The 22755-nt window shown below is 40.2% G+C and carries 19 protein-coding genes; 12 read left to right on the top strand and 7 right to left on the bottom strand.

What is annotated here, in order from left to right; translation table 11 throughout:
- Positions 1 to 175 precede the first annotated feature (175 nt).
- Positions 176 to 484 (top strand): SCP2 sterol-binding domain-containing protein, encoded by a 309-nt coding sequence (locus LBYS_RS10085; RefSeq protein ID WP_013408771.1) that lies wholly within the window; start codon positions 176 to 178, stop codon positions 482 to 484.
- Between the two features lie 1733 nt (positions 485 to 2217).
- Here the strand turns inward: LBYS_RS10085 and pyk are convergent.
- Positions 2218 to 3675, bottom strand: coding sequence for a pyruvate kinase (gene pyk / locus LBYS_RS10080; protein WP_013408770.1), 1458 nt, complete (start codon positions 3673 to 3675; stop codon positions 2218 to 2220).
- A gap of 210 nt (positions 3676 to 3885) precedes the next feature.
- Between pyk and LBYS_RS10075 the strand changes: the two genes are divergently transcribed.
- Positions 3886 to 5034, top strand: a complete 1149-nt coding sequence (locus LBYS_RS10075; RefSeq protein ID WP_013408769.1) for a 2-isopropylmalate synthase — start codon at positions 3886 to 3888, stop codon at positions 5032 to 5034.
- Between the two features lie 66 nt (positions 5035 to 5100).
- Positions 5101 to 5673, top strand: a complete 573-nt coding sequence (plsY, locus tag LBYS_RS10070) for a glycerol-3-phosphate 1-O-acyltransferase PlsY (RefSeq protein ID WP_013408768.1) — start codon at positions 5101 to 5103, stop codon at positions 5671 to 5673.
- On the opposite strand, the gene recO is transcribed toward plsY, so the two are convergent.
- Both recO and LBYS_RS18315 read right to left on the bottom strand, forming a co-directional pair.
- Positions 5670 to 6356, bottom strand: a complete 687-nt coding sequence (recO, locus tag LBYS_RS10065; RefSeq protein WP_013408767.1) for a DNA repair protein RecO — start codon at positions 6354 to 6356, stop codon at positions 5670 to 5672. The genes plsY and recO overlap by 4 nt on opposite strands.
- Positions 6346 to 6906, bottom strand: coding sequence for a hypothetical protein (locus tag LBYS_RS18315; protein ID WP_148225803.1), 561 nt, complete (start codon positions 6904 to 6906; stop codon positions 6346 to 6348). The genes recO and LBYS_RS18315 overlap by 11 nt, the downstream gene beginning before the upstream one ends.
- A gap of 37 nt (positions 6907 to 6943) precedes the next feature.
- Here LBYS_RS18315 and LBYS_RS18310 point away from each other — a divergent pair, with 37 nt between their 5' ends.
- Positions 6944 to 8953 carry a T9SS type B sorting domain-containing protein gene (locus LBYS_RS18310; RefSeq protein ID WP_013408765.1) on the top strand — a complete coding sequence of 670 codons (2010 nt, stop codon included), beginning with the start codon at positions 6944 to 6946 and terminating at the stop codon, positions 8951 to 8953.
- Positions 8954 to 9002: 49 nt separating this feature from the next.
- A complete protein-coding gene (gene rimO, locus LBYS_RS10050; protein WP_013408764.1) occupies positions 9003 to 10313 on the top strand; it encodes a 30S ribosomal protein S12 methylthiotransferase RimO in 1311 nt (436 codons plus the stop codon).
- Here the strand turns inward: rimO and LBYS_RS10045 are convergent.
- Positions 10303 to 11217, bottom strand: coding sequence for an outer membrane beta-barrel protein (locus tag LBYS_RS10045; protein WP_041823588.1), 915 nt, complete (start codon positions 11215 to 11217; stop codon positions 10303 to 10305). The two genes, rimO and LBYS_RS10045, sit on opposite strands and share 11 nt — an antisense overlap.
- A gap of 226 nt (positions 11218 to 11443) precedes the next feature.
- Here LBYS_RS10045 and LBYS_RS10040 point away from each other — a divergent pair, with 226 nt between their 5' ends.
- From LBYS_RS10040 to ffh, 5 genes are all read left to right on the top strand, one after another.
- Positions 11444 to 12049: an RNA polymerase sigma factor gene (locus LBYS_RS10040; RefSeq protein ID WP_013408762.1), complete on the top strand. Its 606-nt coding sequence runs from the start codon at positions 11444 to 11446 to the stop codon at positions 12047 to 12049.
- A complete protein-coding gene (locus LBYS_RS10035) occupies positions 12018 to 12254 on the top strand; it encodes a hypothetical protein (protein WP_013408761.1) in 237 nt (78 codons plus the stop codon). Before LBYS_RS10040 ends, LBYS_RS10035 begins: the two co-directional genes overlap by 32 nt.
- A gap of 285 nt (positions 12255 to 12539) precedes the next feature.
- Positions 12540 to 12890, top strand: coding sequence for a hypothetical protein (locus LBYS_RS10030; RefSeq protein ID WP_013408760.1), 351 nt, complete (start codon positions 12540 to 12542; stop codon positions 12888 to 12890).
- 538 nt (positions 12891 to 13428) lie between these two features.
- A complete protein-coding gene (gene ltrA, locus LBYS_RS10025) occupies positions 13429 to 14802 on the top strand; it encodes a group II intron reverse transcriptase/maturase (RefSeq protein ID WP_041824507.1) in 1374 nt (457 codons plus the stop codon).
- A gap of 1159 nt (positions 14803 to 15961) precedes the next feature.
- A complete protein-coding gene (gene ffh / locus LBYS_RS10020; RefSeq protein ID WP_013408758.1) occupies positions 15962 to 17278 on the top strand; it encodes a signal recognition particle protein in 1317 nt (438 codons plus the stop codon).
- Between the two features lie 28 nt (positions 17279 to 17306).
- Here ffh and LBYS_RS10015 read toward each other — a convergent pair whose 3' ends face one another.
- The gene (locus LBYS_RS10015; protein WP_013408757.1) at positions 17307 to 18200 is read right to left on the bottom strand and encodes a hypothetical protein; all 894 of its coding nucleotides are present in this window, start codon (positions 18198 to 18200) and stop codon (positions 17307 to 17309) included.
- Positions 18201 to 18220: 20 nt separating this feature from the next.
- Entirely contained in the window at positions 18221 to 19255 is a 1035-nt protein-coding gene (gene hemH, locus LBYS_RS10010; protein WP_013408756.1) for a ferrochelatase, read from the bottom strand.
- Between the two features lie 69 nt (positions 19256 to 19324).
- On the opposite strand from hemH, the gene LBYS_RS19755 reads away from it, so the two are divergent.
- Positions 19325 to 19453 (top strand): hypothetical protein, encoded by a 129-nt coding sequence (locus tag LBYS_RS19755; protein ID WP_262494797.1) that lies wholly within the window; start codon positions 19325 to 19327, stop codon positions 19451 to 19453.
- Here LBYS_RS19755 and LBYS_RS10005 read toward each other — a convergent pair.
- A complete protein-coding gene (locus tag LBYS_RS10005; protein ID WP_013408755.1) occupies positions 19440 to 21323 on the bottom strand; it encodes an amidophosphoribosyltransferase in 1884 nt (627 codons plus the stop codon). The genes LBYS_RS19755 and LBYS_RS10005 overlap by 14 nt on opposite strands.
- A 221-nt stretch (positions 21324 to 21544) precedes the next feature.
- Between LBYS_RS10005 and LBYS_RS10000 the strand changes: the two genes are divergently transcribed.
- Positions 21545 to 22747, top strand: coding sequence for a DEAD/DEAH box helicase (locus LBYS_RS10000; RefSeq protein WP_013408754.1), 1203 nt, complete (start codon positions 21545 to 21547; stop codon positions 22745 to 22747).
- Positions 22748 to 22755: the final 8 nt, after the last annotated feature.

Here is a 22755-nt window from a genome sequence, read left to right as displayed (position 1 = left end):
GAAACCGTAGGTTTATATACGATTATTCCAACAAAACTATAGTTTTTTTATTTCTTGTAGCAAATGCATGCTACATTTTAATTCGCTATTTCAAAAAAATACAAATATTCTAATTTCTAACGTCATTTGTATATGAAGATAAAAAATAGTATGCTTGCATAATAAAGTTTACAATATGACATTAACAGATTATTTTAACTCACTTAAGGAAAAGGTTAGTCCTGCAGATTTACAGGGTATAGATACGAAGATCAATTTTGATCTAAAAGGAAAGAACATGTTCGTTACCGTGAAAGATAACCACATTGATGTGTCAGAAGGGGTAGCAGATGGGGCTGAAGTGAACATCACCGTTAAAGAAGATGATCTACTTTCTATTATTCAAGGCAATACTAATCCCATGATGGCCATGATGATGGGCAAGCTAAAGATCTCAAATCCGGGAGCGATGATGAAGTATGCGAAGATCCTGGGACTAATGTGAAAGTTTAATAATTAGATGAAGTGGATTCCCAAAAGGCCTTTGGCTTTTTGGGACTAAAAACTAATAGTTTAGGAATATTGAGGATTGAAATGGTCATAATTACCCTCATAAATAACACTTATTGATCCCAAACTATTAATTATTAGTTAGTCCGATAGCCTCTATTAGGATTAAAATACACTAAAATAAAAATCATCGCCTCTTAAGCTAAAAGACATGATTTTTCTTTCTCTACTTTTTTTGGCGCAAAGGGTCCGACCGTTCGGAAAGTAGCAAAAAAACCATGAATGTTCTTCTTGTTACTTTTTTGGCGCAAGGGTCCGTCCTTACGGAAAGTAACCAAAAAACATGAATATTCTTCTTGTTACTTTTTTGGCGCAAAAAAGTAACCAAAAAACATGAATTTTATGATGTCCTCTTTCGCTTCGCTCAAACGGACCATAAAATTCGGTCAAAGGATCATTAGTATTTATTCTTTCGACACTATTAAATATTAGTTAATCGCGAAGCGTCTATTAGGATAAAACAGGACCTTAATTAAAAGGAGCGCCTCTTAAGCTAAAAGACATGATTTTTCTTTCTCTACTTTTTTGGCGCAAAGGGTCCGACCGTTCGGAAAGTAGCAAAAAAAAAGTATGAATATTCTTTCTCTACTTTTTTTGACGCAAAGGGTCCGTCCTTACGGAAAGTAGCAAAAAAAACATGAATTTTAGAATGGCCTCTCTCACTACATTCGAACGGCCTCTAAAATTCGATTAAAGGAACATTAGTATTTATTCTTCCGAAACTATTAATTATTAGTTAATCCAGAGGCGTTTATTAGGATAAAACTGGACCTTAATTAAAAGGAGCGCCTCTTAAGCTAAAAGACATGATTTTTCTTTCTCTACTTTTTTTGGCGCAAAGGGTCCAACCGTTCGGAAAGTAGCAAAAAAACCATGAATGTTCTTCTTGTTACTTTTTTGGCGCAAAAAAGTAACCAAAAAACATGAATTTTATGATGTCCTCTTTCGCTTCGCTCAAACGGACCATAAAATTCGGTCAATGGAACATTAGTATTTATTCTTCCGAAACTATTAATTATTAGTTAATCCAGAGGCGTTTATTAGGATAAAACTGGACTTTAATTAAAAGAAGCGCCCCTTAAGCTAAAAAACATGATTTTTCTTTCTCTACTTTTTTGGCGCAAAGGGTCCGTCCTTACGGAAAGTAGCAAAAAAACCATGAATGTTCTTCTTGTTACTTTTTTGGCGCAAAAAAGTAACCAAAAAACATGAATTTTATGATGTCCTCTTTCGCTTCGCTCAAACGGACCATAAAATTCGGTCAATGGAACATTAGTATTTATTCTTCCGAAACTATTAATTATTAGTTAATCCAGAGGCGTTTATTAGGATAAAACTGGACCTTAATTAAAAGGAGCGCCTCTTAAGCTAAAAGACATGATTTTTCTTTCTCTACTTTTTTTGGCGCAAAGGGTCCGTCCTTACGGAAAGTAACCAAAAAACATGAATTTTATGATGTCCTCTTTCGCTTCGCTCAAACGGACCATAAAATTCGGTCAAAGGAAGTTTATTTTATTTAATATTTAAGGAAGAGCTACCTAAAAAACCTTTGGCTTTTTGGACTAAAAACTAATCACTAAGAACTATAAATTAAGGAACATTAGTATTTATTCTTCCGAAATTATTAGCTATTAATTTTAAAAAAAGCCCGAAAATTCGGGCTTTTTTTTACACTGTCATGAGTGTCAAATTATTCGTTCTATGCTGCTTACCCAGAGGGTAGCTGGACATATTGATGAATTTATCTCCCGGCTGTAAAAGGCCTTTCTTAACCATCAGCTTATTTGCTTCATCTATGAGTTGTAACTCGTTTTCAGGTTGATCAAGTTCTTTAATAGAGAAAGCATTAACACCCCAGTAAAGGCTTAATTGAGTCAATAATTTCTCGTTACCCGTTACGATATAGATTTGAGATTTTGGTCGGTGATGCGACAAGCGGAAGGCGGTATATCCGGAAGTAGTTACACCTACTATAGCCTTAACTTTCAAGTCACGTGCTAACCTACATCCCATCATGATCACGTTATCATTGTCCTTTTCTTTTGATACGTAAGTGGGTTCAGTAACACGAGTATGATGGCGGTAGTATAATACGGATGGATTTCCGAACTCTTCAATATGTTGGATAGTTCGAGTCATGGTTTGTACCGCCAATAGTGGGTATTTGCCAGAGGCACTTTCAGCACTCAACATCACAGCGTCTGCACCGTCTAGTACGGCATTTGCTACATCACCCACTTCGGCGCGGGTAGGAGTAGGGCTGTCAATCATGCTTTCCAGCATTTGAGTAGCTACTATTACCGGCTTAACCGCTAAATGACATTTAGCTACCAGTGTTTTTTGGATAATTGGCACTTCTTCCGAAGGCATCTCCACGCCTAGGTCGCCACGGGCTACCATGACTCCGTCTGCGGCATCAATGATTGCGTCCATGTTTTGTATAGCTTCCGGTTTCTCCATTTTGGCGATAACCTTTGCTTCTGAACCTTTGGAACGGATATATTCCTTGATCTTAATGATCTCTTCAGCTGTTCTTACGAAAGATAAAGCGATCCAGTCTACATCGTTTTTCAGACCGAAATCTAAATCTCTATAGTCTTTATCCGTTACGGAAGGCTGAGAGATATTGGTATTAGGAAGGTTGACTCCTTTCTTTTGCTTCAATAGACCTCCGTAAACCACTTCCGTGATCACTTCGTGTTTTTCTTCGTCTATCTCTATCACTTTTACCTCAAGTTTACCGTCATCCATTAGGATGCGGTCACCTACCTTCACGTCCTTGTACATGCCGTCGTAAGGAGTGGAGGCTCTTTCAGAGTTTCCTACAATATCGTCATTGGTAAAGATGAAACGGCGTCCCGTTTCTAGAGGCACCCCTGCATTTCCGCCTTCCATCAGACCTACACGGATCTTTGGACCTTGAAGGTCTTGCAGGATTGCACAGTTAAAACCATGTTCTCGGTTGATCTTTTTGATCCGATCTATTCTCACCTGGTGTTCTTCATGCGTACCGTGAGAAAAATTCAGTCGGAATACGTTTACCCCTGCCTTGGCCAATGCCACTAACATCTCTTCACTTTCTGAGGCTGGGCCTACCGTAGCCACGATTTTGGTCTTCTTTATCATAGTATTTTCTTTTCAAAACAGGTATTTATTCCTGCTAAACAAAAAATTCGCGTGTAAAATTAGACATATTCGTTCATAGTAACAGAATAAAATTTCAGATTGTTTTCAGTTGCTTGGCATATTATTCTTAATTATGGCATAAAGCAGGGGCTTCCTTTTATGACCTGAAGAAATGACCTATTTTTGTGACCGTAATTACCTAACAAAAGGATGAGCGAAAAAATATATGTATTTGACACTACTCTCCGTGACGGTGAGCAAGTTCCTGGTTGTCAGTTGAACATTGACGAAAAAATCATGATAGCGAAAGAGCTGGACAAGCTGGGAGTAGACATCATAGAGGCAGGCTTTCCAGTATCCAGTCCGGGTGATTTCAGGGCAGTTGAAGCCATAGCAAAGGCAGTAGAAAATGCTACGGTTTGTGGATTGACACGTGCCGTAAAAAAAGATATTGAAGTGGCTGCAGAAGCCCTTAAACCTGCTAGAAGACCTAGAATTCATACGGGTATTGGATCCTCAGATACCCATATTAAGTATAAATTTAATAGTACCAGGGAAGATATTCTTCAAAGAGCCATTGATGCGGTAAAATATGCTAAAACCTTCGTAGAGGATGTAGAATTTTATGCTGAAGATGCGGGGAGAGCGGATCTGGAATTCTTAGCTCGTCTGACAGAAGCGGTGATTTCTGCAGGAGCTACCGTGGTGAATCTTCCGGATACTACAGGATATTTATTGCCTCATCAGATGCATTCTCGTATTTCCTATCTGATGAATCATGTCCCAAATGTAGATAAAGCCATTTTATCTATGCATAATCACAATGACTTGGGATTAGCCACGGCAAACACCATAGCTGGTATTACGGCCGGTGCCCGACAAGTAGAAGTGACCATTAACGGTATTGGAGAAAGAGCAGGTAATACTTCTTTAGAGGAAGTGGCCATGATTCTAAAGCTTCATAAGGATTTGGGTTTACATACAGATATCAAGTCGGAGATGTTAGCTCCTCTGAGTAAGTTGGTGTCTTCCACGATGCGTATGCCGGTACAAGCAAACAAGGCTATCGTGGGTAGAAACGCATTTGCTCATTCTTCCGGAATCCATCAAGACGGCTTCTTGAAACATGCGGAGACGTATGAAATCATGACTCCTCAAGAGGTGGGTGTTGATAAATCTGATATCATTCTGACAGCACGTAGCGGTAGACACGCCTTGAAGCATCGTTTGTCTTTGCTTGGATTTGAACTGGAAAAAGAAGAGCTAGATAGTACCTATCAGAGATTCCTGGTTTTGGCTGATGAAATCAAGGAAGTAAATGATGGTCATTTGGTTGATCTCATGAAACTAGCAGTTTGATTGTACTATTTTAATGTGTAGTACGAAATCCTTTTTGTAGCTTTGCGCAAATTTTAATTGGACATTATGTTTTTAGAATTTGCGCTAGCATTTCTAATTGGCTCTATTCCTACGGGCTTTTGGTACGCGAAATTTTTTCATAATCTGGATATACGCCAGCATGGTAGCGGTAATATAGGGGCAACAAACTCCTATAGGGTTATCGGCAAAAAAGCGGCAATAATTGTATTATTCATTGATCTTCTAAAGGGTTTAATACCTGTTTTATTGGCTAAATATTTGGACTTTTCTTCGGAAAATGTGCTATTGGCTGGCGTATTTGCCGTTTTGGGCCATCTATTTTCCCCTTTCTTAAATTTTAGAGGGGGTAAAGGTATAGCTACGGCTTTTGGGGTAATTCTAGGTTTTAGTCCACTGGCGGCTTTGTGCGCCGTTTTAGTTTTTGGTGCAGTTCTTTATTTCTCAAAGATGGTGTCTTTAGGTTCAATTTTCGGGGTCTTAACTTTTTGGATCTATATTTTGATAACCAAAGAGATGGGACCTTTATGGTGGATCAGTACTGTGCTCGCCATACTATTGATAGTATCTCATAGAAAGAACATCTCCCGTATCATACAAGGCAAGGAAAGTAAAATCTAAGCCTCCAACACATCTTTCAAGATCTGCAAGGATCTTACTCCATGAAAGGAGTCGAGGTTATAGCTATAAAAGGCCAATAGATGATCTAGAGCCTCCATTCTCTGGGTTTTCGATATATTCAAAGGATTTCCAAAAGGATTTTCCAAGATTCTTTGCAAAGTCTGTAAGGCAGATCTGGTTAGTGGAATACCGTTTTCAGCTAAAGCCATTCGTATATCCTGAGCGGTGTGAGGACCAAATCCCAAGTAAGCGCTGAGGGTCATTAAGAAATAGAGATGGAAATTTTCCACGCCCTCATCCTGATGTTCTAGGTGAATCAATGCCTCTTGTAAGAAAGAAAAGAGTAGAGGATTCCCAGCATTCTCCTTTAAGGTTAAAACTAATATTTCTCCTACGAAAATGCCTAAAGTAGTTTTTCGGATGTCAGTAGGAATATTGAAGAAAGGATGAGTGCATTTGATTTCAGAGATTCTTTGGATATCTGCTTGTGGCTTGAAGTAAACTACTAAATCCACCAGATTCAACGGTTGAAATAGGGCAATTCTGCCTTTGCTCTTGGGACTTCTGACTCCGTTTTCTACGTACGACTGCAAGCCAAATTCCTCTGTATAAATCTTGGCAATGATGGAGGTCTCTCTGTATTTTATGTAGTTTAAGACTATTCCTCTGGTCTTATGCAGCATAGGATGATAATAGGATTAGTATTATCCACCAACTAAGGCAGATAAATAGAAAATAATACCAAAGTAACTTCAATTTAAGCACATTTGGTGGATTTACGCTGAAGATGTAAGTGTCTACATAATTAGTCTTCCTGAAGATCTGGGCTATTAATCCCCCTAACGCAACCAAGGCCAGTAAACTGTACAACAAGTGCAATAGAATGATAAATTGACTGATGTCTGGAGTAATTCGGTAAGCCAAAGGGATAAGGATGAAAAGCAGCAGTAAAAAGAAAGATAAAGTAAGCAGGGGTTTTACTTTAGGGAATTCTTGTTTCAAAATATATTGCCTTGCTCCTCCTAAACTCACAAAGGACAGGGTGAGGAATAGCGTTCTTAACATGCGAAGTAGATCCATGGGAGCTACTGATACTCCCCCCATTCTTGAGTGGATATGGATCTTAAAAATGGCGTAAATAAAGGAAAGAGACATAGAAAGTATGCCTAAAACTAAAAGAAAGCCCCAAGGCTCATATCTTTTTATTTTCTTTTCATCGCCCATTCCTATCAATCCCCTATATTTAAAACAAAATTAGCTAAAATCAATTGTGAGAAAACTGGTCGCAATAGCTTTTCTTCTATTCTGTGTCTTGCCTTCTTTAACTGCGCAAAATCTTTGTGAAGACCCACGTGCTTATGCAACAGGTTCTTTTGAATTGAGTAGTTATGATATCTGTCATAATGAAAACATCAGAATTACAGGTGATGAGAAGGTCCAGGATGCTAGGTACTACTTTAATTATAAAGGAGAAACCTACGAGATGGCTTACAGTCAGGGTGAGACCCGTTTAGATTTTAGCGAATACATGGAAAAGCTAAAGAAACCCTCCGTTTTTACCGTCATTCAAGTAGGTAAAGTCGACGGTAAAGAATCTGTAGCTTGCAAGAAAATTAAGGTGAGGTATATGGATGTTCCGGTGTATAGTTATACCTACTGTCCGGGACCTACTATTAAATTAGAGATTACTATACCTCAACATGAGTTGAATGATTTTCAGGATTACTCCATCAAGGTGAATGGCCAAAATTATTACACGGATGCACTTACTTATAGAGACGCTTTTACCGTGCCCAATCAGCCTATTAAACTACATGTGACGGCAAATGGATCTCCTAAGACTTGTCCAGCCACTAGCTCAGAGATTGAAGTTCCCATTTTTGGGGGGGGAAGAGACTGGGATTACTATCCTGAAATCACTACCTTGACTTTAGGTGATGACCTGATTCCCCGTATGGAAATTACAGGTCAATATGATCAAACCCATACTTTATACCGTTATGCAGCTGGCGCGAATTATAACGTGGCGCAAGCCGTGAAAACGGGAATTAAAACGGGAGATTTAGTGAGTGACATTCCACCTTCCCTAGATAAATCCTATTGTTACTTTATTAAAGCGGATAGAGTGGCATGTGTTCAAATGCAGTTCCGAAGTGCTGAGATATGTACTATACCCTTGAAGGAGGGTAATAGCGCAAATATAAAGGAGAATGTATTAACATGGCAGAGATACAGTGGACCGGTGGATTATAGAGCATTTACACCTTCAGGCGCCTTATCCACTTCTTCCTGGATGGAGATAGCTAGGTCAGAGGAAAACTTAGAGACCAAGCGCTTATTAGATCAGGATGTACAGTACGTAGATAAGAATGTTGACTGTTCAAAGAAGTACTGCTACCGCATTAGATTAGATCATACAGGGCACATTAGTGGTGCTAATTTCCAAAGCAGGAGTTATTCTAATACGGTCTGTTTGGATCATAGACTGGATCTTCAAGATCCACCTTTGGGCCTCTTGGTGAGTGCGGAGGAGCAAGATAATATTATATCGTTCAATCCTCCTGGGGATATTCAATACAAACCTGTAACCTGGGAATTGTATAAGAAGGAGGGGACTACCTTTACTTTGTCGCAAACAGAAGAAGATGTGACGAAATTTACAGATGAAGGAGTGACCAAAGCGGAGACATACAAGGTTCGTTTCTTTGACGCTTGTAAGAACGAATCTCCCTATTCCGGTGAAGTGACTTCTGTGTTCTTATCAGAAGATGGAGATAACATCTTGGATTGGACCTCTGGAAATCCATTTGATGGTAGTACGATTTCTCATTACGAGGTAATGTATGTAAATTCTGGAGAAACCTTTAAAGAATCAGCGCAAGTAAATACGCATCCCGTAAGCACCGCAGAAGTGGTAACGGAAGGGACCTTTATAGTGCGTGCGGTAGCTAGTGACGGTAGAGTTTCTGACTCAAATCCGGTTAGATTCTTTGTAAGAGGGGCTCTGTTTTTACCTAATGCTTTCACGCCAAACAGTGACGGTCATAATGATACATTCGGAGCTAAAGGCAGTTTGACGAGCATAGAGAAATTCCAAATGGACATATTTGCGCCAAACGGACAAAAAATAGCGGAAGTGACAGATCCCATGTCCGGCTGGGATGGGAAGTTGCCAAATGGCCTATTAGCGCCCACCGGGTCCTATTTCTACCAGATAAAAGCCGAGATGAAGAGCGGTCAGGTGCTGAGTAAAAACGGTAGTTTTGTAGTCATCCATTAGGAAAACTTTTTTATTTCCACGACCTTTGCACCCCAAAAGTGGGCAGGTAATGAAAACCAAAGGCAACAGGAAATCAAAAATCAATATAGTAACGTTAGGTTGTTCCAAAAACTTAGTGGACTCCGAGATGCTTTATACGCAATTACGCGGTAACGGCATGGATGTGAGCCACGAGTCTCCGGAAGATGATTCACAGATTGTGGTTATCAATACCTGCGGTTTTATTGATAATGCCAAGCAGGAAAGTATTGATACCATTTTACGCTATGTGGACGCAAAGGAGTCCGGCATAGTGGAGAAGGTATACGTGACCGGTTGCTTGTCGCACAGATACAAAGACGAGCTTGAGGTGGAAATACCACAAGTGGACTCTTGGTTTGGTACAAATGAATTGCCTAGACTTTTAAAGACGCTTAAAGCCGACTACAAGCACGAGTTGATAGGAGAGCGTTTGCTGACTACTCCTTCTCATTATGCCTACATGAAGATTGCTGAAGGTTGTGACAGGCCTTGTAGCTTTTGTGCCATCCCTTTGATGAGAGGGTCTCATGTTTCCCGCCCAATGGACGAGTTGGTATTGAGTGCCAAGAATATGGTAGCCAAAGGTACTAAGGAGCTGATCCTTATTGCCCAGGATCTTACCTATTACGGATTAGATTTATATAAGAAGAGGAACTTATCTGAGCTACTGGCCAGACTTTCAGATGTAGAAGGTTTAGATTGGATTAGACTACAATATGCTTATCCTGCAGGCTTCCCTATGGATATCCTAGAGGTGATGGCTGAACGTACAAATATATGCAAGTATTTGGATATGCCTTTGCAGCATGGTTCTTCTGAGATGTTGAAGAAGATGAGGAGAGGTATAGACCGACCTAAAACGGAGAAGTTATTAGAAACCATTCGTGAAAAGGTTCCGGGTATACATTTGAGAACTACCTTGATAGTGGGTCACCCAGGAGAGACGGAAGACATGTTTGAGGAGATGTATAGGTTTGTGGAGAGCCAGAAGTTTGATCGTCTTGGTGTTTTCCAATATTCCCATGAGGAGCAAACCCATTCCTATTCTTTTGTAGACGATGTTCCTGCGGAAGTAAAACAGGAGAGGGCAGACATCATCATGGAACTTCAGCAAGGAATCTCAGAAGAGAGGAACAAGGCGAAAGTGGGACAAGTATTTAAAGTCCTTGTAGATAAGAAGGAGAGTGGGCATTTTGTAGGTAGAACAGAATTTGACTCTCCTGAGGTGGATAATGAGGTGCTTATTCCTGCTGAGCACTATGTACGCATAGGCGACTTTACGCAAGTGCGTATAGATTCAGCTACTGAATTTGATTTATACGGTACACCTATTGTCTAAGGTGTCTTGGAAAACGGTTGAAGCGTAAGCCTACGGAGAAGTCTAGTCGGCTTAAATCTATAGACTGAGTTTCCACCAGTACCTTTCCGTATTGGTACCCGCACTCTATACTTAGCATAACATCGCGTCCTGAATCGTTGTTGCCAAGTAGGAATTCAAGTCCTAGAGAGGCGGCTGCGCCCCAATCTTTTCCTTTGAAGGAGTAAGCTTTCTCGTTTTCTAGGCCTTTATCGGTATAGAAATAATATCCTGGTCCGGCGGAGGCCATGACAAAGGTTTTGTAATCCAGAGGGATTCTACCTACCAGCATTGGACCCACAAATTTGTGATTGATTTTGGTTTCCAAAGAGCCGTTTCTTACTTCACCTCCGTTTAGGCGATGAGGGAAATCTAGTTTTCTGTTTTTATTGGAGGCTTGATAGCTATTGTATTGAACACCTAAACCTATGTGGTCATTGAAGAAGATGGTAGCGTCAGCACCGTAATGCCATCCTCTTTTTAGTTTTTCTGTGAAAAGTCCGTAATCTGATTTGTCCGTGCTGCCATCTAGTAAGTTACTTAGTCCACCTTTGAAACCTACTCTATACTTGAGGTAGTTGGAGAATTCTGTTTTTTCTTTTAAAGGGGAATTATACGTTTTTGTCGGCTTTTGGACTAACGTTTTAGGGGTTGCAGCCTTATCATCTTGAAAGAAATTATATTTGTAAGAAGAAACCAGGGTTTTAAAGATTTCGGAGTGAACGGTTTTGCCTTTCTCATTAGTATATGAATAAGAAAAGCGCATAGAAGTTTCGCCTGTAATCTTACAGCGAATCTGTTCCCCTGCTTGGGTAATGATCAGGTCCCTTTGGCCAAAGGCAGAAAAAGAGAAGAATAGGAAGATCACGAGTAATCTGAAAACCATACGCACAAAATGTTGTATTATGCGTGATTCCAAAAATCGTACCAGTCTTTAAAAAAATATTAAATCGTAATATTGACTATAATATTTGTGCAAAAATTTGCAAAAGTCATATATAGTTTAGATTTTTGAACAAAACAAAAGGGAAGTACCCTCTGCTTAACTAATAATCATCACTTAAAAGATACAATATGATATAAAGCTCTACGTTAACTAATGTGAAAATATAATGGACAAAAACAAAGTTAACGAAAGTGAGCTTATATCCGCCTATATAAGAGGTGATGAGAATGCTTTCACAATTCTTGTTAATCGTTATAAGTCTAAGGTATATACAACCATCTATTTGGTGGTGAAGGACAGTTATGTAGCTGAAGATTTAACCCAGGATACCTTTATAAAGGCTATCCGAACTCTGAAGGAGGGGAGGTATAACGAAGAAGGTAAATTCTTGCCGTGGATTTTAAGAATTGCTCACAATCTTGCCATTGACTATTTTCGAAGAGCTAAACGTTATCCGAATGTGGTGTTTGAGGATGGCAGCAGTGTATTTAACTCGCTGAATTTTGCAGAGGATTCTGTAGAGTCCGCTCAGATCAAGAAGGAGTCTCATGAGCATTTACGAAGTCTCATTAAAAAACTCCCTCAGCAGCAAAGGGAAGTACTGGTGATGCGTCACTACGAGGACCTGAGCTTTCAGGAGATTGCTGAAGCTACGGGAGTAAGTATCAATACTGCATTAGGACGTATGCGTTACGCTCTTATCAATCTGCGAAAATTGATGAGTAAAACGAAATACGCCTATGATACAAACCTTTACATCGACTCAGAATGAGATAATACGTTACGTTTACCATGAAACTTCTCCTTCGGAAAATGAATGGATAGAGGAGCAAATAGCCGGTGATACGGATAATTTAGATTTTTATCTGGATTGCCTGCAGATCAAAGAAGAAATGGACCAGATTCGTCTAGTTCCTCAAGATCAAACCTTAGAACGTATATTTTCTTATTCAAGAAATTATAAGCCTGCTGTTTAAGCAGGCTTTTTTTATTCTACCAATCCCTCCATATAAGTAATTTTATTCTGCATCTTCCTAGAATCCTATCATTTTCTTAGTTAAGTCCTAAGCTTGCAAAATCAATATTTATTACAATTTAAACGAATGCTTGTACTTTTCTGCGAAGTATGGTATTATTCTAATATTTTCGTAGCATCCTGGGAGGAACTTTTAAAATGTAATTGACACGTAATTAGATAGTTGCGTAAATTTGTAGTGTCAATTAGAAATAGTATTTTAATAATCATAAAACCAGAATTAGTTATGAAAAAGCTTGCGATCGCATTGGTGCTTTTATTAGGGGTGAGTACTTCTTTTGCTAACGATACTTTACCATCAGTAGCTAAGAAAGTGGAAGTTAAAGTGTTGGACGGTTTGAAGTTCAAAGTAGTGATTCCTGAACTTACAGAGAAAGCTACTGTGATGATTAAGAACAACGTTGGTGAAGTTCTTTATAAAGAATATGTGGGTGAGAGTACAGTTTTCTCTAAAGTATATAATCTAGCTGGTTTTCCTGATGGAGAGTATGCATTTGAAGTAAAAGTGGACGGAAAAGTAGTGTCAAAAGAAGTTAAAATTAACACTACAGTTAACAGAGTAGCATCAGTGAACTAAGAAAATACCCTTATGGGTGAGAAGGTCAGGACGGAAGTTCTGACCTTTTTTTTGTGTGCCCAGCATGTGCAATAACTCTAGGGTGTAAGTCCCGAACACGCCTTTACAGTGGGAAGTGTTAGCTTATGACAAGGGTGTCCACCGTGAGGTGGAATCTGAAGGAAGTCTGAGGCAAAACCTCGATCCGACGAACAGAAACTACATACAAGGCCGCAAGTGTTGGGTGAGGCTGCAAAACAAGCCAAAGCCCTAAACTGTACGGAAACACTATGGTAAATGTAGCGGATATATGAGGTGAAAGTTATTGTTCTTACCTGGGGAGATCTGACTAAACTCTGTCAAAGGTATACGCGAATGCCCGCGAAGAAACATATAGCAGAATAATAATGCTAGTATGCTTTAGTCAGAAGTCAGCAGAAGACATAGTACCCTGTTTCTCTACTTTATACAGGGGAAGGTCTGAATGTTAGAATGGCAAAGGAACCATGAAGTTTATGACGAAGTGTTAAAAGCCGAACCACATAAGAGAACTGCTTGCATGAGGGTAGGTCGGAAACTGATAGTAAAATGCAAGAGGAGCTTAGCTGAGTCGTGCAACGAAGTGAACACAATGCCTGAGGTTTTTTTTAGTAATACTATGTTGGAAGAGATATTACACATCCGAAATGTCAAACACGCAGTTGATCGTGTCATCTCTAATGGAGGTGCTAGCGGAGTTGATGGTATGCAGATCGATAATCTTCGTGACTACCTTAACACGCACTGGCAATCCCTGCGCTCGGATATTCTCTCTGGCACTTACCGCCCACAAGCTGTTCGGAAAGTAGAGATTCCCAAAGCAAGTGGGGGCAAGCGTATGCTGGGTATCCCAACGGTCATCGACCGTGTTATTCAGCAAAGCATTTCCCAATGGCTTGGGTTAAAGTATGAGGGTGATTTTCACGATAACAGCTACGGCTTCCGTCCGAATCGTAATGCTCATCAGGCCGTCATTAAAGCGCAAGAGTATCTGAACTTGGGCTACACGTGGGTCGTTGAACTTGATTTGGAACAATTCTTCGATCAAGTGAACCACGACATACTGATGCATCTTTTGAGCAAGAAGATTACGGATCGTCGAGTCCTAGCGCTGATCGGGAAATACCTTCGTTGTGGGATTATGGATCATGGTCTTGAACAAAAGCGAACCAAGGGCACACCACAGGGCAGTCCTTTAAGTCCACTTTTGTCAAACATCATCCTGAACGAACTGGATACGGAACTCAGCTCCCGTGGACATCGATTTGTACGTTATGCGGATGACTGTAGTATCTACGCGAAGAGCAATAAATCCGCCACTCGTATTATGCGCAACATCACCAGTTACATCGAATCTACACTAAAACTGAAAGTGAACCGTGAAAAGAGTAAGGTAAGCAAACCTTCCCAAAGTAGTTTACTCGGCTTTAGTTTCTTCAAAACTCAAGGAGATTGGCAGATTCGTATCTCTGCAAAGAGTATCGAACGAATCCGAGAGAAGTTACGTCAAAATACTCGACGTAATACAGCTACTCCTATGCATGAGCGACTGACTAAACTACGGCAAATTATTCACGGCTGGGTGGATTACTTTCGTATAGCAACGAATAAGAAGGTGATGGTAACACTAGATGAACTAGTGCGAAGACGCTTGCGTGTTCTGCTTTGGAAGCAATGGAAGACCGCAGGTAATCGAATTCGGAACTTAATGAAACTGGGAGCCAAACGCTGGCTTGCCTACCAACATGCGAACACCCGTAAATCCTATACTCGGACAGGGACAAGCCCTATCGTTCAAACAACGCTAACAAACTCATACTTTACTAAATTAGGTTACGAAGGATTTGCAGACTACTATTACTGGAGAACAACGCATCAAACGACGTTATTCTAACAAACCGCCTTGGTACGGATCCGTATGCCGGGTGGTGTGAGAGGACAGATAGGGAAATAATCCCTATCTTCCTACTCGATTGTTTTTTGAGGTTATCTTAGGATTCGATGCTTTTTAGCTTAATGAGCTATTTGGGTATCGGAAGAATAAATACTAATGTTCCTTTGACCGAATTTTATGGTCCGTTTGAGCGTAGCGAAAGAGGACATCATAAAATTCATGTTTTTTGGTTACTTTCCGAACGGTCGGACCCTTGCTCCAAAAAAGTAACAAGAAGAATATTCATGGTTTTTTTGCTACTATCCGAACTGTCGGACCCTTTGCGCCAAAAAAAGTAGAGAATTAAAATTCATGTCTTTTAGCTTAAGGGGCGCTTCTTATAATTAAAGTCCAGTTTTATCCTAATAGACGCCTCTCGATTAACTAATATTTAATAGTGTCGAAAGAATAAATACTAATGTTCCATTGACCGAATTTTATGGTCCGTTTGAGCGAAGCGAAAGAGGACATCATAAAATTCATGTTTTTTGGTTACTTTCCGTAAGGACGGACCCTTGCTCCAAAAAAGTAACAAGAAGAATCATGTCTTTTAGCTTAAGGGGCGCTTCTTATAATTAAAGTCCAGTTTTATCCTAATAGACGCCTCTCGATTAACTAATATTTAATAGTGTCGAAAGAATAAATACTAATGTTCCTTTGACCGAATTTTATGGTCCGTTTGAGCGAAGCGAAAGAGGACATCATAAAATTCATGTTTTTTGGTTACTTTCCGTAAGGACGGACCCTTGCTCCAAAAAAGTAACAAGAAGAAAATTCATGTTTTTTGGTTACTTTCCGTAAGGACGGCCCCTTGCGCCAAAAAAAGTAGAGAATTAAAATTCATGTCTTTTAGCTTAAGGGGCGCTTCTTATAATTAAAGTCCAGTTTTATCCTAATAGACGCCTCGCGATTAACTAATATTTAATAGTGTCGAAAGAATAAATACTAATGTTCCTTTGACCGAATTTTATGGTCCGTTTGAGCGAAGCGAAAGAGGACATCATAAAATTCATGTTTTTTGGTTACTTGCCTAACGGCTGGACCCTTGCGCCAAAAAAGTAGAGAAAGAATATTCATGTTTTTTTCCTAAATTTGCAGTTCATTTTCTACAGAATAGCATATGTTTCAAAGTCTTCAGGACAAACTTAACGGAGCGTTTAAAACCCTAAAGGGTAAAGGTAAGATTACTGATATCAACATCGCCAGTACGGTGAAGGAGATTCGTCGTGCTTTGATGGACGCAGACGTTAACTATAAAGTTGCCAAAGAAGTTACAGATAAAGTAAAACAAGAGGCCATCGATCGTAAAGTAATGATCGCGGTAGAACCTGGCCAATTGTTCGTAAAAATCGTTCAGGAAGAACTTACTGCCCTCATGGGAGGTAAGGCTGAGACCGTCAATCTTAAAGGTTCTCCGGCTGTAGTACTTATTGCTGGTCTTCAAGGTTCGGGTAAAACTACTTTCTCAGGTAAGTTTGCTAACTACCTTAAGAAGCAAGGTAAGCAGGTAATGCTGGTAGCTGCTGACGTTTATCGTCCGGCCGCCATTACGCAGTTGCAAGTTTTAGGAGAGCAGATAGGCGTAGACGTTTACGCAGAACCTGAAAACAAAGATGCCGTTAACATAGCTCGTAATGCTGTTGCTGAAGCGAAAAGCAAAGGTAAGAGTATAGTGATTGTCGATACTGCTGGTCGTCTTGCTGTAGATGAAGTCATGATGACGGAGGTGGAAAACATCAAGAAAGCCATCTCTCCTTCAGAAATCCTATTTGTTGTGGATTCCATGACTGGTCAGGATGCAGTGAATACGGCTAAAGCATTTAATGATCGACTGGACTTTGATGGTGTGGTCCTCACTAAGTTAGACGGTGACTCCAGAGGTGGTGCGGCGCTCTCTATCCGTGCAGTAGTAGATAAGCCGGTGAAGTTTATGAGTACCGGTGAAAAGATGGAGGATTTGGATATCTTCCACCCGGACAGGATGGCTTCCCGTATTCTAGGTATGGGTGACGTTATATCCCTAGTGGAGCGTGCCCAACAGGCCTTTGATGAAGACGAAGCAAGGAAGTTGAACAAGAAGATGCGTGAAAACAACTTCGACTTGAATGACTTCCTGGGCCAATTGGAGCAGATCAAAAAAATGGGTAACCTGAAAGATGTCATGGGTATGATTCCGGGTATGGGGGCGGCTATTAAAGACGTAGATATCAGCAATGATTCCTTCAAACCTATAGAGTCTATCATCAAGAGTATGACGCCAAAAGAAAGATCTCAACCGGATATCATTGATGGTAGTCGTAGAAAAAGAATTGCAACGGGTGCAGGTAGATCAATTCAGGAAGTGAATAACTTACTGAAGCAATTCGAGCAAATGAAAAAGATGATGAAGAAGTTCAATGCCATGACCCCAGGAGGAAAGGCTAGGATGTTCAGATAAAAGAAAAGCGGTGTAATCACCGCTTTTTTTATTTCCTCATATAAAAGTAAAGGGGAGGATTCTTCGTCATGTTTTCCCCTTTCTCACTGATAGTATAATAGCCATCAGCATTGGCCGACCAACAAACGGATTCGCCTTGAGGCTCCAGCACATAAGGTACAGTCATATCATGACTTCTCTTCAGCACATCCATCAGGGTTTCTCCTTCTTTCCTCTTCCAATAGTATAAAGTACTATAAGATTTTAATAGTACTTCCGTACCATCTTCTGATACATCTCCACTTACCACTAAAAAATACTTGATGGTGCCCAAAAACTCAGCTTCGTTAAGTCCGTTAGTATTTTGTGGATAGGCTAATCTGTAAACTCTAACGTTTAATTGATTCTTGGTGATTACAAAGATGTCCTTTGTCCAAGGATCTACCATAATGGTTTCCGCGTCATAAGATTCCCCGTTAGGGTATCGAAAATGTATGGTTTCGTACTGGCTTACGTGAGTGCCGGAAGGCTCTTCAAATCGATAGATATAGTAATCTTTATAGATAGCGTTATTGTCGCCGGTTTCGCCTATATAGATGTATTTTTTCCCATCTACCGGACCGGGAGCAACTGCCATATCTTCCCAATCTCTGTTTCGCCCACCAAAGGTTACCTTTCTGGCATAAGTGCCATCTTGGCGTATTAGATCGATCTTCGGTTCAGTGCCTGAATCTTCCATTAGCCATAGATGCCCGGGAAATAGAAATGAGGCTCCCATGCCGGATACCTCGTCCAGGCCATCTACATTTAAATTGCTAATCTTTGGAGAGTTCGTGAATTCCGGTAATTGAACTTCCGGCTCAGTAGGGGTATCCTCACATTCCCCAAACCAGCAGCAGGAGCTTAGGCTTAAGGAAAGTAGTATGGAGGTGATTAATCTCAAAGTGGGTTTTTTATTACTAATTAACGGAAAACCGATGGCTGATCATACGTTTTCACCAGATCTTTTAATAATTCTATCCAAATGGGAGTGTCGTTCAGAGATTCCACTAAGTCCCATTGTTCACCGCCCAGTTCAATAAACATTTCCTTGTACTCTTCACCCACCTCAATGGTGGTTTCAAGACAGTCGGCTACAAATGCGGGGGAAAAAGCTAATACCTTCTTGATCCCTTTACCGGCCAGTTCCTTCACTACATCTTCCGTATAAGGCTGTATCCAGACTTCTTTACCCAGACGTGATTGGAAACAAGTGGTATACATTTCTTTTGAAAGGCCTAGTTTTTCTGCCAGAAGACGGGTAGTTTCAAAGCACTGAGCTTTGTAGCAGGCGTAGTTTTGTTCCGTTATGCCCTCTTCACATCCTAGTTCTGAACAGGTTTTTCCGTGGTGAGCTTTAACGGTTTGTCTTTCCGGTAGACCGTGGTAACTGAACACATAGTGCTCATAAGAATTGTTTTGTAAGAATTTTCCTGCATTATCTGCAAAACCCTGTACTAGTAAAGGATGCTTATAAAAATCGCCGGCAAATACTATTTCCGGGATATTTTGCCAAGTTTTTACGGTTTCCATCACTTTTTGGTGAACGGAGCCAGATGTGGCCGAGGCGTACTGAGGGAAGAAAGGAATTACAATGATCTTTTTCAAGTACATCTTCTCCATCTCTGCTAAAACAGCGGGTATGCTTGGGTTTTGGTAACGCATGGCTAAGCGTACTACATATTCCGAACCAAGTTCCTCACCCAGCACCTTTTCATTGCTTAATCCATACACCTTTAACGGTGAGCCATTAGGTAGCCATACTTCTTGGTAAATTTTAGCAGATTTAGGAGCGCGGAATGGAGCAATGATCAAGTTAACTAATAACCAGCGATTCAAGAAAGGGATATCAATCACTCTTTCGTCCATTAGGAACTCTCTTAAGTATTTTCTGACGTCCGGTACGGATGGAGAGTCCGGTGTTCCTAAGTTCACCAGAAGTACGCCTGTTTTTGCCATTTACTAAAAAAGATTGTACTATATCTTGTAATTATATTTATATTTGAAGTTCACAATGCTTGCAATACAATGAAATCGACACTCAAACTAGAAAACATCAGCATCCGCGAATGCCTAAAAAGTTTAGGCATGACGGAAGCTACAGCGAATATCTTTGTATTACCCAAAGTGATACGTAAGCCTATTAGTAAGCCCTGACGTACTTTCCTTCCATGAAGTTAACAAATGCTCTGTTTACTACTTTGTTTCCTCCAGGAGTAGGATAATTTCCGGTAAAATACCAATCACCTAAGTGCTGAGGGCAAGCGGCGTTGAGGTTTTCTACCGTTTGGAATACTACAGAAACTTCAGCTTCAATATCTTTAGGAGCAATGATTTCTGATATCTTTTTAGAGATTTCATCATCTGTAAATTGTGCAAAAAGGTCCTTCACCAAGTTTTCCTTTCTAAGGTCATCCATGGCTAAGATTCTTTGGTAAACCTCTTCTTTCATATCAGAAAGACCTCTTTCATCCAGAAGCGCTAACATGGCTCTGAAGGCCACAAATTCTTTCACCTTTGACATGTCTATACCATAGCAGTCAGGGTAACGAATCTGAGGTGCAGATGAAACGATTACGATCTTCTTAGGTCCTAATTTATCTAGGAGTTTCAAAATACTTTTCTCCAGGGTTGTTCCTCTAACTATGGAGTCATCTATGATCACTAGAGTATCTGTCTTCTTCCGAATTACCCCGTGGGTCATTTCATATACGTGAGAGACCATTTCGGAGCGGTCATCATCGTTTGTAATGAAAGTACGTAATTTAACGTCTTTGGAAACCAGTTTCTCAAAGCGCGGTTTGAAGTCTAAAACTTTTTCAAGCTCTTCTTCTGATAGACTTCCGGATTGGATTCTCTCTTTTCTCCATGTGGTCAAGTATTGTTCAATACCTTCTACCATGCCATAGAATGCAGGCTCAGCGGTATTTGGAATATAAGAGAACACCGTATTTTCTAGATCATAATTGATCTCCTTCAAAATTTGAGGGATCAATCTTCTACCTAGTTCCTTTCTTTCGCTATAAATATTTGGATCTGAGCCTCTGGAGAAATAAATCCTTTCGAAGCTACATGATTTCTTTTCTAATCTTGGAAGTACATTATGTTCCGCGAAATCTCCGTTCTTATTGATGATGAGTGCATTTCCCGGAGTAATTTCAAGTATGTCATTGTATTTGGCACCAAAAGCGGCCTTGATGGCAACTCTCTCAGATGCAACCACCACTACTTCATCATCGTACCAGTAATATGCAGGACGAATACCTGCTGGGTCACGTACTACGAAAGCAGCTCCGAATCCTGTGATACCGGCCATGGCATAACCTCCGTCAAAATCGCGGCATGCACGGTGTAATACCCTTTGCATGTCCATATTGTCTTCGATGACATCACTTAGCTCAGGATTTTCATATTGCCCTTTGAATTTGTCAAAGATGCGTTGATTCTCTTCATCGAGGAAATGACCAATTTTCTCTAGTACGGTGATGGTATCACCAGTATCTTTTGGATGCTGACCAAGATCTACAAGCTTCTTGAACAATTCATCCGCATTTGTCATGTTGAAGTTCCCGGCCACCACTAAGTTCCTACTTCTCCAGTTGCTCTGACGAAGCATAGGGTGGCAGTTTTCAATTTCATTTTTACCGTGAGTACCGTAGCGAAGGTGACCTAACCAAACCTCACCTGTGAAGGCTATATTCTTCTGAAGCCAATCAGAATTTTTAAGGAGTGAAGGATCTTGTTTTTGTACTTCGATGAACTTTTCGTTAATTTTTTTGAAGATATCTACAACCGGTCTGTTTTCTACGGAGCGGTAGCGACTTATATATCGACTTCCCGGAGGTACTTCAATCTTCACGTTAGCTACACCTGCACCGTCTTGTCCGCGGTTAGACTGTTTTTCCATAAGTACGTAGAGCCTGTTAATCGCGTAGAGAGGCGTGCCATACTTTTGTATATAATACTCAAGAGGCTTGCGGAGGCGAATCATGGCTATACCGCACTCATGTTTAATAGAATCACTCATTATTGCTAGTAATTGGAGGTACAAATTTCCGAATTATTGTTTCCTCTGACAAATTATTTTTTACGAACGAATTATTTACTTTTACCTATCGTTTCTCTTATAACAATAAATACCTGGTAAAAATTACCAAGAAAGTGTAGTATTTACACAGGTCTGTGATAAACTGGCCTATGGAGTTGAAAATCAGCCCTAAGTCAAAAGGAATTAAATAAAAGTAGAATTTGAAATTTGAAGAACTGAATTTACATCCTGATGTGAAAAATGGAATCGAAGCCATGAATTACCAGGATACCACTCCCATACAAGAAATGGCCATTCCCTTGGTCCTGGAAAAAAAAGACCTTCTGGCTTGTGCTCAGACAGGTACCGGAAAAACTGCGGCCTTTTTAATTCCTATTTTGAGTCTGATTAGAGAAGAAGGGGGAGATCAACTTTCCACCTTAATCCTTGTACCTACCCGTGAGTTAGCCAAACAGATAGATGAGCAAGTAGAAGGTTTAGGCTATTTTGTTGGCGTGACCAGTTTAGCCATTTATGGAGGAGGGAAAGGAGAAAACTGGGGTCAACAAAGAACAGCTTTGATAGAAGGAGCTGATATTATCATTGCTACACCCGGTAGATTATTGGCTCATATGCAGTCTGGGAAGATCAAATTTGATACTATCAAGCGCCTAGTTTTAGATGAGGCAGATAAGATGCTGGACATGGGTTTTTCTGATGATATAAATTTTATCATCAAGCACTTGCCCAAAGAGAGGCAAACGCTGATGTTTTCAGCTACTATGCCGCCTAAGATCAGGACCTTTGCCAGAAATATCCTGAAAAACCCTAAGGAAATCAGCCTATCCGTTTCGAAACCTGCAGAGAAGATAGATCAAAGGTTTTACATGGCCGCTGATGAACAGAAATTGGCCCTTCTAAATCACTTACTTTCTCCATTTGAAGGGCAGAAAATCATCATTTTTACTTCCCAAAGATCTATGATCCATAAGATCTTGAAAGATTTATCTAGGAATAAACTGAAAGCCAAAGGAGTATCCTCTGATATAGAACAGGATGAGAGAGAAGTGGCTCTCCGGGATTTTAAGGCAGGTAAGTTCAATATCCTGGTAGCTACGGATGTTTTATCAAGAGGAATTGACATCTCAAACCTCAATTTGGTAGTGAACTTTGATGTCCCGCGGGACGCAGAAGATTATATCCACCGAATTGGCAGAACCGCGAGAGCAGATACAGAAGGAGTTTCTATAACTTTTCTGACAGAAAAAGACAGAAAAGCCGTTAAGGATATAGAAGCTCTATTGGAAAAAGAAGTAGAAGTACAGCGTATTACTGAAAATTTAGGGCTGGGGCCAGCACCGGAATTCAAGGTTTATAAGGCTCCCAAGCCTCGAAAATTTTTTAAAAAGAGAAGACAAGCCTGAGTTAATTT

Origin of the sequence: Leadbetterella byssophila DSM 17132, from assembly GCF_000166395.1 — a bacterium.
Classification (GTDB): Bacteria; Bacteroidota; Bacteroidia; order Cytophagales; family Spirosomataceae; genus Leadbetterella; species Leadbetterella byssophila.
Note: the sequence above shows the minus strand (reverse complement) of the source record. Positions and strands in the feature narration are given on the sequence as shown.

What these genes read in the sequence shown, in the direction of transcription:
- LBYS_RS10085 (WP_013408771.1), top strand. Translation starts at nt 176, where the DNA reads ATGACATTAACAGATTATTTTAACTCACTTAAGGAAAAGGTTAGTCCT.
- pyk (WP_013408770.1), bottom strand. Translation starts at nt 3,675, where the DNA reads ATGATAAAGAAGACCAAAATCGTGGCTACGGTAGGCCCAGCCTCAGAA.
- LBYS_RS10075 (WP_013408769.1), top strand. Translation starts at nt 3,886, where the DNA reads ATGAGCGAAAAAATATATGTATTTGACACTACTCTCCGTGACGGTGAG.
- plsY (WP_013408768.1), top strand. Translation starts at nt 5,101, where the DNA reads ATGTTTTTAGAATTTGCGCTAGCATTTCTAATTGGCTCTATTCCTACG.
- recO (WP_013408767.1), bottom strand. Translation starts at nt 6,356, where the DNA reads ATGCTGCATAAGACCAGAGGAATAGTCTTAAACTACATAAAATACAGA.
- rimO (WP_013408764.1), top strand. Translation starts at nt 9,003, where the DNA reads ATGAAAACCAAAGGCAACAGGAAATCAAAAATCAATATAGTAACGTTA.
- LBYS_RS10045 (WP_041823588.1), bottom strand. Translation starts at nt 11,217, where the DNA reads ATGGTTTTCAGATTACTCGTGATCTTCCTATTCTTCTCTTTTTCTGCC.
- LBYS_RS10040 (WP_013408762.1), top strand. Translation starts at nt 11,444, where the DNA reads ATGGACAAAAACAAAGTTAACGAAAGTGAGCTTATATCCGCCTATATA.
- LBYS_RS10035 (WP_013408761.1), top strand. Translation starts at nt 12,018, where the DNA reads ATGATACAAACCTTTACATCGACTCAGAATGAGATAATACGTTACGTT.
- LBYS_RS10030 (WP_013408760.1), top strand. Translation starts at nt 12,540, where the DNA reads ATGAAAAAGCTTGCGATCGCATTGGTGCTTTTATTAGGGGTGAGTACT.
- ltrA (WP_041824507.1), top strand. Translation starts at nt 13,429, where the DNA reads ATGAGGGTAGGTCGGAAACTGATAGTAAAATGCAAGAGGAGCTTAGCT.
- ffh (WP_013408758.1), top strand. Translation starts at nt 15,962, where the DNA reads ATGTTTCAAAGTCTTCAGGACAAACTTAACGGAGCGTTTAAAACCCTA.
- hemH (WP_013408756.1), bottom strand. Translation starts at nt 19,255, where the DNA reads ATGGCAAAAACAGGCGTACTTCTGGTGAACTTAGGAACACCGGACTCT.
- LBYS_RS19755 (WP_262494797.1), top strand. Translation starts at nt 19,325, where the DNA reads ATGAAATCGACACTCAAACTAGAAAACATCAGCATCCGCGAATGCCTA.
- LBYS_RS10005 (WP_013408755.1), bottom strand. Translation starts at nt 21,323, where the DNA reads ATGAGTGATTCTATTAAACATGAGTGCGGTATAGCCATGATTCGCCTC.